Below are 9,216 nucleotides of genomic sequence, written 5' to 3'. Positions count from 1 at the left end.
TAGACCGCCTGCTGGCCGTGCGCCGCGAGCAGGGCCAGCAGCAGCGCGGAGGACGTGCCAGAGATGTCCACCGCCCAGTGGACCTCGTCGGCCAGGTCCAGGATCGCACCGAGCGTGGCCAGGATCGCCGACTCATCGTTGTCGATCTTCTTCGACCACAAGGTGGCTCCAGTCTCGTCGACCACCGCCGCCCAGTGGTGTCCCTTGCCCGCGTCGATTCCGACCCAGACCCGGTCCCGTTCCTTGCCCACGCGCCCCTCCTCGTGCCCAACAGCATGCCGTCGGCCCGAGGAACACCCCGCTGTCATCTCCGTAATCAGCGACCGCACAAGGCGCGCACATCTCAATCAGCAGCCAGGGCGCCCCGGAGGACCGGGCGGCCACTCCTTGGAAGCCACTGCAGGCAAGAACCGATCAGCCACACCCGGCCCTCCCGGGCCGCCCAACAACTTACGGAGCGCCGATGAAGACGTACGGGCACTGGATCGGCGGCTCCTGGCGGGCGCCCGGGGCCGGGCATTACGCGATCGTCAACCCGGCCACCGAGGAGACCGTCGGCCGGGCGCCGGAGGCCGACGGGGCCGATGTCGACGCCGCGGTGCGGGCCGCGCGGGCCGCGTACGACGACTGGTCGCGCACCGCCCCCCGGGAGCGCGCCGCCGTACTGGACCGCGCGGCCGACCTGCTCGCCGAGCGCGCCCCCGGCCTGGTGCCCCTCGTCCAGGCCGAGACCGGCGCGACGCTGCGGGTGACCGCGGCCCTCCAAGTGCCCCCCGCGGCCGACCGCTTCCGCCGCTACGCGCGCGGCGCCATGGAACCGGACACCGTCCCGCTCGCCCCGCAGCCGGTCGCCGCCAGCCCGCTGGCGCCCGGCGGGCTGATCGGCGCGGCGGCGGTACGCCGTCCGGTGGGTGTCGTCGCCTGTATCACCTCCTACAACTTCCCCCTCGCCAATCTCGCGGGCAAGGTCGCCCCGGCGCTCGCCATGGGCAATACGGTCGTCGCCAAACCGGCCCCGCAGGACCCGCTGGCCTGTCTCGAACTCGGCCCGCTGCTGACCGAGGCCGGGCTCCCTGACGGTGTCTTCAATGTCGTCACCGGCTCGCGCGCGGCCGCGGGCGAGGCGCTGGTCGCGCACCCCGGTGTCGACATGGTCAGCTTCACCGGATCCACCGCCGTGGGGAAGAAGATCGCCGAATCCGCAGGCCACTCGATGAAGCGCACCCTGATGGAACTGGGGGGCAAGGGCGCGGCCATCGTCCTTGGGGACGCCGACAAGCGAGTCATCGCGTCGGCGATCGGGGCGGTCGGTTCGACCTTCTCCTTCCACAGCGGGCAGATCTGCACGGCGCCGACTCGGGTGCTCGTACATCGATCGCTGTACGAGCGGGTGGTCGCCGCACTCACAGATTACGCAAAGTCACTGACCGTGGGGGACCCTGTGGATAACTCCACGATCGTGGGTCCGCTGATCTCCGCCGCCCAGCGCGATCGGGTCGAGGCGTACCTGGCCGGGGCCCGTGAGCAGGGCGCCCGCATCGTCACCGGCGGTGAACGGCCCGCCGTCAAGCCCGGCTTCTACGTCGCGCCCGCCCTCGTCGCCGACGCCGACCCCGGCATGACCGTGGCCCGTGAGGAGCTGTTCGGCCCGGTCGTCGTGGCCCTGCCCTTCGACGACGAGGACGAGGCGGTGCGGATCGCCAACGGCACCTCGTTCGGCCTGTACGACTACGTCTTCAGCGCCGACGCGGGCCGCGCCTGGGCGCTGGCCGCCCGGCTGCGCAGCGGCAACGTCGGCATCAACACGGTCCAGCGCCACCCCGAGACCCCGTTCGGCGGCTTCAAGCACAGCGGTGTCGGCCGCGACGGCGGCTCGTTCGGGCTGCACGCGTACAGCGAACTCCAGTCGGTGGTCTGGGCCTCCTGAGGGGCCCGGCCCCAAGAGATGGGGGGGATCAGCCATGAGAGGCGTCGTGTTCGACGGCAAGGGGCCCCGGGTGGTCGAGGACCTGGAGGTGCGCGACCCGGGCCCGGGCGAGGTGCTGGTGGCCGTTGCCGCCGCCGGGCTGTGCCACAGCGATCTGTCCGTCATCGACGGCACCATTCCGTTTCCGGTGCCGGTGGTGCTCGGCCACGAGGGCGCGGGTGTGGTCGAGGCGGTGGGGTCCGGCGTCACCCATGTCGCCCCCGGTGACCATGTCGCCCTCTCCACCCTCGCCAACTGCGGCACCTGCGCCGACTGCGACCGCGGCCGCCCCACCATGTGCCGCGCCGCGATCGGCAGGCCGGGCCGCCCGTTCCGCCGCGCGAACGGCGCGGGAAACGGCGGGGAAAGCGGCGCCGGAGGCGGCGGGGGAAGGGGTGAGCGGCTGTTCAACTTCGCCTCCAACTCGGCCTTCGCGCAGCGCACGCTGGTCACGGCCGTCCAGGCGGTGAAGATCCCGGACGAGATCCCGTTCACCTCCGCCGCCCTCATCGGCTGCGGCGTCCTCACCGGCGTCGGCGCCGTCCTCAACCGGGCGCGGGTGGACCACGGCGAGTCGGTCGTCGTCATCGGCACCGGAGGCATCGGGCTCAACGTCCTCCAAGGGGCCCGGATCGCCGGGGCGACCACGATCGTCGCCGTCGACAACAACCCGGCCAAGGAGCCGCTGGCCCGGCGCTTCGGCGCCACGCACTTCGCGGGGACGGCCGACGAAGTACGGGAGATCCTGCCCACCGGCGCCGACCACGCCTTCGAATGCGTCGGCTCCACCCGCCTCATCCGGCAGGCCGTCGACCTCCTCGACCGGCACGGCCAGGCGGTGCTGCTCGGGGTCCCGCCCGCGGACGCCGAGGCGGCCTTCCTGGTCTCCTCCCTCTATCTGGACAAGTCCATCCTGGGCTGCCGCTACGGGTCCTCGCGCCCGCAGCGCGACATCGCCCGGTACGCGGAGCTGTACCGGCGGGGCAGGCTGCTGCTGGACGAACTCGTCACCCGCGTCTACCCGGTGGAGGAGTTCGCCGTGGCCCTGGACGACGCCCGCGGCGGCCGGGTGGCGCGGGCCGTGCTCACGTTCTGAACGGGGCCTTCGGCCGAGGCGGACGCCCGGAAGGTGCGCCGGTACGCGGTGGGGGACACCCCGAGCGCGGCCTGGAGGTGCTGCCGCATCGAGGCGGGCGTACCGAAGCCCGCGTCCCGCGCGACCTGGTCCACCGACAGATCCGTGTCCTCCAGCAGATGCCTGGCCCGCTCCACCCGCTGCCGCGTCAGCCACTGGCCGGGGCTGATGCCGACCTCCTCGCGGAAGCGGCGGGTGAAGGTGTGGACGCGTCGCGCGGCGGCTGCTGGCCGTCTACTACGCGCTGCGGGGGCTGTCCCTGATGGTCCTGCCGCTGCTGCTGGATGACGCGGTGGTGGCGTTCGTCGGAGGGATGGTGCGGGAGGCGTTCGGCAGTTACCGGGACTCTTGCAGAAAGCCCCGGTGTTCACGCCGGGGATGAATGCCTCTCAAGGCTGCTCTGGCGTGCGCGTTAGCGCGGACGTTTTTGCTGCTCTATGTACTGGCGGACGATTGCCAACGGTGCTCCGCCGCACGATGCGGAGAAGTACGAGGGCGACCACAGGTGTTCGTGCATGATGGCGCGGTTGGTCCGGCCGGTGAACTCCTGACGTATCCGGCGAGCGAGGACGCCCTTGAGACTGTTGGCCAGTTTCGAGACGGCGACCTTGGGTGGGTAGTGCACCAGGAGGTGGACGTGATCGCGTTCGCCGTTGAACTCCTTCAGCTCCGCTTCGAAGTCCTCGCAGACCTTGCACGTGATCTCTTCGCAGCGCGTCAGCATCTCGTCGTCGAACACCCCGCGCCGGTACTTCGTCACAAAGGCCAAGTGCACTTGCATCACCGAAACAACATGTCTGCCACGCCTGTAGTCGTTCTGTCCCCCTATGGGGCCGATTGTCGTAGGATCTTGGATGTGCAGCTCCGCTATAACTACCGGGCCTACCCGGACGCTACCCAGCGCCGCGCACTGGCGAAGGCGTTCGGGTGCGCCCGCGTGGTGTGGAACGACTGCCTGCGCGACCGGAGGGAAGCACACGCGGCAGGACTGCCGTATGTGAAGTCGGCCGATCTTTCCCGGCTTCGCATCACCCAGGCCAAGCACACTGCCGAACGCTCCTGGCTCGCCGACGTCTCGGCGGTCGTCCTGCAACAGTCCCTGCGGGACCTGGATGCCGCCTTCAAGAACTTCTTCGACAGCCTCAAGGGCAAGCGGCCAGGCCGCAAGGTCGGACCACCCCGGTTCAAGTCGAAGAAAGACACCCGGCAGTCGATCCGCCTGAACACCAACGCCTTCGCCCTCCAGGACAACGGCACGGTATATGTGGCCAAGGTCGGCGACCTCAAGGTCACGTGGTCCCGCCGGCTTCCGGCCGCGCCGACGTCCCTGACCGTCACCAAGGACAGCTGCGGCCGGTACTTTCTCAGCTTCGTGGTGGACACCGAGCCGGACATCCTCCCCGCCCTGGAGACCGATACCGGGATCGACCTGGGCTTGTCCGCCTTCGCCGTCCTGTCCGACGGCAGCAAGATCCACAGCCCCCGCTTCCTGCGCCGGGCGGAGAAGAAGCTGGGGCGCCTTCAGCGGGAGCTGTCCCGCAAGGCCAAAGGATCGAAGAACCGGGCCAAGGCTCGCATCAAGGTCGCACGCCAGCACGCGCGCGTGGCGGACCGGCGCCGGGACTGGCACCACAAGGCATCCACTCAGATCATTCGCGACAACCAAGCGGTGTACGTGGAGGACCTCGCGGTGTCCGGCCTCGGCCGCACCCGGCTCGCCAAATCCGTGCACGACGCGGGATGGTCCGCGTTCGTCGCCATGCTGGAGTACAAGGCGGTCAAGCACGGCCGCACCTTCGCCAAGGTGGACCGGGCCTTCCCCTCTTCTCAGGTCTGCTCGGTCTGCGGATTCCGGGACGGCCCCAAGCCCCTGCATGTCCGGCAGTGGACGTGCCGCGAGTGCGGCACGGTGCACGACCGCGACCACAACGCGTCCCGCAACGTCCTGTTCGAAGGACGCCGAATCGTCGCCGCCGGACGGGCGGAGACGCCAAACGCCTCGTGGAGCGCCGGTAAGACCAGGACGAAAGTCCCGGCACAGCGCGTTGAAGCAGGAAGCCCCCGGAAGGGTCAGACGACTCAGGCCGGAATCCCTGGACTTCAGGCCAGGGAGCACGTCAAGACCTGGTCTGGTACGGCGCGGGCGGGCTGTGCGCCGTGGCGGCGCTGATGGCGCTGATCATCCGGCGCGGTGCCGCTACCGCCCCGGCGCCAGCTCCGTGAACGCGCCGCGGTGGAAGAGCAGGGGCCCTTCGGCCGCCGCCTGTTCGTCGGTGTCCAGGGCGCACACCCGGCCCACCACCACCAGATGGTCGCCGCCGGTGTGCACCGTGTGAACGGTGCAGTCGATCCAGGCCGGGGCGCCGGTGAGCCGGGGCGAGCCGGTGACCGGGCACGGGGTGTAGGGGACTCCGGCGAACTTGTCCGGGCGGTCGGCGGAGCTGACCGCGAAGGACCGGCACAGCCCGGCCTGGGCCGCGCCCAGGATGCTGACGCAGAAGACGCCGCTGCGGGCGATGCGGGGCCAGGTGGTGGACGTACGGGCGACCATGAAGGCGATCAGCGGCGGGTCGAGGGACAGCGAGGTGAACGACTGGCAGGCGAAGCCGGTCGGGCCCCCCTCGTCGGTGGTCGCGACCACGGTGACGCCGCTGGCGAAGTGGCCCAGGACCCGGCGGAATTCGGCCGGGGACAGGGGCGGGCGCTCGTCCTCCTGTACGGCGCGCAGCGCTCGGCGTGCGCCGGGCAGAGCCGGGGGCGGTGGCCCGGCGGTGGTGGGTGAACCGGCCGAGCGCAGATAGCGGACGGCAGTGGCGGCCATTCCGGCATGTCCCATCATGGTTCTCGGATCTCCTCGTCGTCTCCTTGTTGTCCCGGTGTCCCGGTGTCCCGGCGTCCGGGGCCCTTGGGGCGGCCCGTTCAGCGGCCCCGGTACACCGGGGTGCGGCGTTCCACGAAGGCCCGTACGCCCTCGTTCGCGTCGGCCGTGGTCATGTTGGTCTCCTGCGCGGCCGCCTCGGCGGCGAACGCGGCCGCCCGGCCGGACTCCAGCGAGGCGTTGACCAGCGCCTTGGTGGCCGCGAGGGCGCGGGTGGGGCCCGCGGCGAGGCGGTCGGCCCAGGCGCGGGCGGTCGCGGCGAGTTCGCCGTCCGGTACGACGCGGTTGACCAGGCCCAGCCGTTCGGCCTCGGCGGCGGGCAGCGCGTCGCCGAAGAACAGCAGTTCCTTCGCCCGCTGGGGGCCGATCAGCCGGGGGAGGAGGTAGGCGCCGCCGCCGTCGGGGACGAGTCCGCGGCGTACGAAGACTTCGGTGAAGGTGGCCGATTCGGCGGCCAGGACCAGATCGCAGGCGAGCGCGAGATGGGCGCCGAGCCCGGCGGCGGTGCCGTTGACGGCGGCGATGACGGGCTTCTCGCAGTCGAGCACGGCGGTGATGAGCCGCTGCGCCCCGCCGCGGATCAGCCGCGCGACGTCGCCCGCGATCCGCTCGGCGGCCGGGGCGGAGGGGGTGCCGCGCAGATCGGCGCCGGCGCAGAAGCCCTTGCCGGTGGCGGTGAGCACGACGGCCCGCACGGCCGGGTCGGCGGAAGCTTGATCGAGCCGCAGAATCAGGCGTTCCCGCTGGTCGGGGGTGAGGGCGTTGAGGGCCTTGGGGCGGTCGAGGGTGATCCAGGCGACCCCGTTGTCAGTGGCGTGCCGTACAACGGAATCGAGCACGTCTTCGGGCGTGGGAGCGGGGGCGGGATCGGGAGTGGGTTCTTCGGGGGAGGGGGACGTCATGGGGAGGCTCCTCGGGCTGTGGGCGGTCCTCTGGCTGTGGGCGCGCCGTGTGCCGTGGCCGCGCCGCGTGCGTTCAGCGGCAGATCGCCAGCGCGTCGAGGGCCACCGCGCCTTGGCCGCGGGGCAGCACCATCAGGGGGTTGACGTCGAGTTCGGCGAGCTGGTCGCCGAGTTCCAGGGCCATGCGCTGCACCCGCAGCACGACCTCGACGAGGGCGTCCACATCGGACGGGGGCGCGCCGCGGACGCCGTCGAGGAGGGCGTGGCCGCGGAGTTCGGCGAGCATGGCGCGGGCCTGGTCCTCGCCGAACGGGGGGACGCGGACGGCGGTGTCGCGCAGCACCTCGACCAGCACGCCGCCGAGGCCGACGGTCACGGTGGGCCCGAAGAGGCTGTCGTGGGTGACGCCGACGACCATCTCCACGCCGCGCTCGACCATCTGGCACACCAGGACGCCGTCGAGTTCGACGCCCTCGTAGCGGGCGATGTCGGTGAGTTCGCGGTAGGTGTCGCGGACCTGGCTGGCGGAGGTCAGGCCGAGCCGGACCAGGCCGAGTTCGGTCTTGTGGGCGAGCCGGGGCGCGGACGCCTTCATGACGACGGGGTAGCCGACCAGCCCGGCGGCGCGGACGGCCGCGGCGGCGCTGGTGACGAGCTGTTCGCGCGGCACGCGGATGCCGTAGGCGCGCAGCAGCTGCTTCGCGGCGTGTTCGCTGAGGCGTTGGCCGGGGCGGAGCAGACCGCTCGCCTTGCGCATCGAGGGGGAGGGGGTGCGCGGGGCGTCCTCGAAGGGGGAGCGGTAGGAAGCGGTGAAGCGGTGGTGGCCCAGATAGGCGCGGACGGCGGTGAGACAGTTGCCGACGGTGCGGAAGGTGGCGACGCGGGAGGAGCCGAGCAGGGTGGTGCGGTAGGCGTCCTCGGTGCCGACGGGCGAGCCCCACACCACGCACACGAGCTTGTCGGTGTGTTCCGCGGCGTCCACCAGGTCCTGGGCGAGCTTGTCGCTCATCGGCGGGAAGGGGCCGGTGATGGGGCAGATCAGCACGCCCACGGCCGGGTCGGCGAGGATCGCGTCGATGATCTTGCGTCCGCGCCAGTCGCCGACCGGGTGGCCGCCGTTGTCGACCGGGTTGGCGACGCCGAGGTCGCCGGGTATCCACTGGTGGAGTTCGGCCTGCTTCTCGGCGGAGAGGGTGGGCATCGGGAGCCCGGCCGCGGTGGCGAGGTCGGCGACATGGGCTCCGGTGCCCCCGGAGATCGAATACACCACCACGCCCTCGGCGCACGGGGGCTTGGCGCGGGCGAGCAGCGCGGCCGTGTCCTGGAGTTCGTCCAGGCCGTCCACCCGGATCACGCCGAACTGGCGCATGGCCGCGTCCACGACCGTGTCCGCGCCGGTCAGCTTGCCGGTGTGGGAGGCGGCGGTGCGGGCGCCGGTCTCGGTGCGGCCGACCTTGACGGCGACGACGGGCACCTTGGCGCGGGCGGCCCGGTCGGCGGCGAGGAGGAAGCCGCGGCCGTCCTTCAGCCCCTCCGCGTACAGGGCGATCGCGCCGACCTCGGGCCGGGTGGTGAAGTACGAGAGGAAGTCGGCGCTCTCCAGATCGGCCTCGTTGCCGGTGGGCGCCCAGTGGCTGAGCCGGATGCCCAGTTCCTGGAGGGTGTAGACGGGGCGGCCCTGGTGGCCTGACTGGGTGATGAGGGCGATGGCGGGTCCTTCGAGGTCGTCGCGGAACTCCTCGAAGGCGTTGAGGTTGGTGTTGGGGCCCAGCAGCCGCAGCCCGGCGCGGCGGGCCGCCGCGGCCAGCCGGGCCTGGGCGGCGGCGCCCTCGGCGCCGGTCTCGGCGAAGCCGGAGGCGAAGACGACGGCGAACGCGACCTTGGCCTGGCCCAGTTCCTCGATGACCGGAAGGGGGTCGCGCACGAGGAGGACGGCGAGGTCGACGGGTTCGGGCAGCTCGGCGACGGACGGGACGCAGGGGAGGTCGAATACGGCCGGACGGGAGGGGTGCACGGGGTGCAGCCGGGCGCCGACACGTGTCGCCCAGGCGAGGAGCTGCCGGGTGATGCCGGTGCCCGGGCGGCCTTCGGTGTCGGACGCGCCGATGAGGGCCACCGACCGGGGGCGGAAGAAGCGGTCGAGGTCGGGGACGTCGGAGCGCAGCGGCCGCCCGCTGACGTCCAGATCCTCGTCGTCGAGGGCCGAGGTGCGCTGATGGACCTGGACGGCGGGGCCGGGGGGCCGCCCGCAGGCGACGGCGCGGGCGTGACGGGAGTTGGTGGTGAGGCTGCCGTGTGTCGATCCAAGCATTGGGTATCCGCCACTCCTGCTCGT

At 71.9% G+C, this 9,216-nt stretch carries 8 protein-coding genes and 1 pseudogene; 3 read left to right on the top strand and 6 right to left on the bottom strand.

The genetic code is table 11. The features are described 5' to 3' along the window. Positions 1 to 251, bottom strand: a 251-nt coding sequence (locus ACH4TL_RS05655) for a transposase (RefSeq protein WP_398425154.1), incomplete at its 3' end; no start/stop codon positions are given. Between the two features lie 212 nt (positions 252 to 463). Between ACH4TL_RS05655 and ACH4TL_RS05650 the strand changes: the two genes are divergently transcribed. Next, positions 464 to 1,927 carry an aldehyde dehydrogenase family protein gene (locus ACH4TL_RS05650; RefSeq protein WP_398311676.1) on the top strand — a complete coding sequence of 488 codons (1,464 nt, stop codon included), beginning with the start codon at positions 464 to 466 and terminating at the stop codon, positions 1,925 to 1,927. A gap of 34 nt (positions 1,928 to 1,961) precedes the next feature. Continuing rightward, positions 1,962 to 3,062 (top strand): Zn-dependent alcohol dehydrogenase, encoded by a 1,101-nt coding sequence (locus ACH4TL_RS05645; RefSeq protein WP_398311679.1) that lies wholly within the window; start codon positions 1,962 to 1,964, stop codon positions 3,060 to 3,062. Here ACH4TL_RS05645 and ACH4TL_RS05640 read toward each other — a convergent pair. Together ACH4TL_RS05640 and tnpA are read right to left on the bottom strand one after the other, a co-directional pair. Next, a pseudogene (locus ACH4TL_RS05640) lies at positions 2,984 to 3,313 on the bottom strand (helix-turn-helix domain-containing protein); the annotation flags it as partial. The gene ACH4TL_RS05645 and the pseudogene ACH4TL_RS05640 sit on opposite strands and share 79 nt — an antisense overlap. Before the next feature lie 200 nt (positions 3,314 to 3,513). Then, positions 3,514 to 3,930 carry an IS200/IS605 family transposase gene (gene tnpA / locus ACH4TL_RS05635; RefSeq protein ID WP_398313648.1) on the bottom strand — a complete coding sequence of 139 codons (417 nt, stop codon included), beginning with the start codon at positions 3,928 to 3,930 and terminating at the stop codon, positions 3,514 to 3,516. Between the two features lie 27 nt (positions 3,931 to 3,957). On the opposite strand from tnpA, the gene ACH4TL_RS05630 reads away from it, so the two are divergent. Beyond that, a complete protein-coding gene (locus tag ACH4TL_RS05630; protein WP_398311682.1) occupies positions 3,958 to 5,271 on the top strand; it encodes an RNA-guided endonuclease InsQ/TnpB family protein in 1,314 nt (437 codons plus the stop codon). Positions 5,272 to 5,298: 27 nt separating this feature from the next. On the opposite strand, the gene ACH4TL_RS05625 is transcribed toward ACH4TL_RS05630, so the two are convergent. The 3 genes from ACH4TL_RS05625 to ACH4TL_RS05615 all read right to left on the bottom strand — a co-directional run bounded on the left by ACH4TL_RS05625 (position 5,299) and on the right by ACH4TL_RS05615 (position 9,192). Beyond that, positions 5,299 to 5,922 carry a flavin reductase family protein gene (locus ACH4TL_RS05625; RefSeq protein ID WP_398313650.1) on the bottom strand — a complete coding sequence of 208 codons (624 nt, stop codon included), beginning with the start codon at positions 5,920 to 5,922 and terminating at the stop codon, positions 5,299 to 5,301. Between the two features lie 98 nt (positions 5,923 to 6,020). Continuing rightward, positions 6,021 to 6,881, bottom strand: a complete 861-nt coding sequence (locus tag ACH4TL_RS05620; RefSeq protein ID WP_398311685.1) for an enoyl-CoA hydratase/isomerase family protein — start codon at positions 6,879 to 6,881, stop codon at positions 6,021 to 6,023. Positions 6,882 to 6,954: 73 nt separating this feature from the next. Next, positions 6,955 to 9,192, bottom strand: a complete 2,238-nt coding sequence (locus ACH4TL_RS05615; protein ID WP_398311688.1) for an acetate--CoA ligase family protein — start codon at positions 9,190 to 9,192, stop codon at positions 6,955 to 6,957. Between the last annotated feature and the right edge of the window lie 24 nt (positions 9,193 to 9,216).

This window comes from Streptomyces sp. NPDC021115, assembly GCF_044333065.1.
GTDB lineage: Bacteria > Actinomycetota > Actinomycetes > Streptomycetales > Streptomycetaceae > Streptomyces.
The sequence above is the reverse complement of the archived record's forward strand: the minus strand, read 5'-3'. Positions and strand labels throughout refer to the sequence as shown.

Excerpts from the sequence above, each read along its gene's own strand:
- ACH4TL_RS05650 (WP_398311676.1), top strand. The coding sequence starts at position 464 with ATGAAGACGTACGGGCACTGGATCGGCGGCTCCTGGCGGGCGCCCGGG.
- ACH4TL_RS05645 (WP_398311679.1), top strand. The coding sequence starts at position 1,962 with ATGAGAGGCGTCGTGTTCGACGGCAAGGGGCCCCGGGTGGTCGAGGAC.
- ACH4TL_RS05625 (WP_398313650.1), bottom strand. The coding sequence starts at position 5,922 with ATGGCCGCCACTGCCGTCCGCTATCTGCGCTCGGCCGGTTCACCCACC.
- ACH4TL_RS05620 (WP_398311685.1), bottom strand. The coding sequence starts at position 6,881 with ATGACGTCCCCCTCCCCCGAAGAACCCACTCCCGATCCCGCCCCCGCT.
- ACH4TL_RS05615 (WP_398311688.1), bottom strand. The coding sequence starts at position 9,192 with ATGCTTGGATCGACACACGGCAGCCTCACCACCAACTCCCGTCACGCC.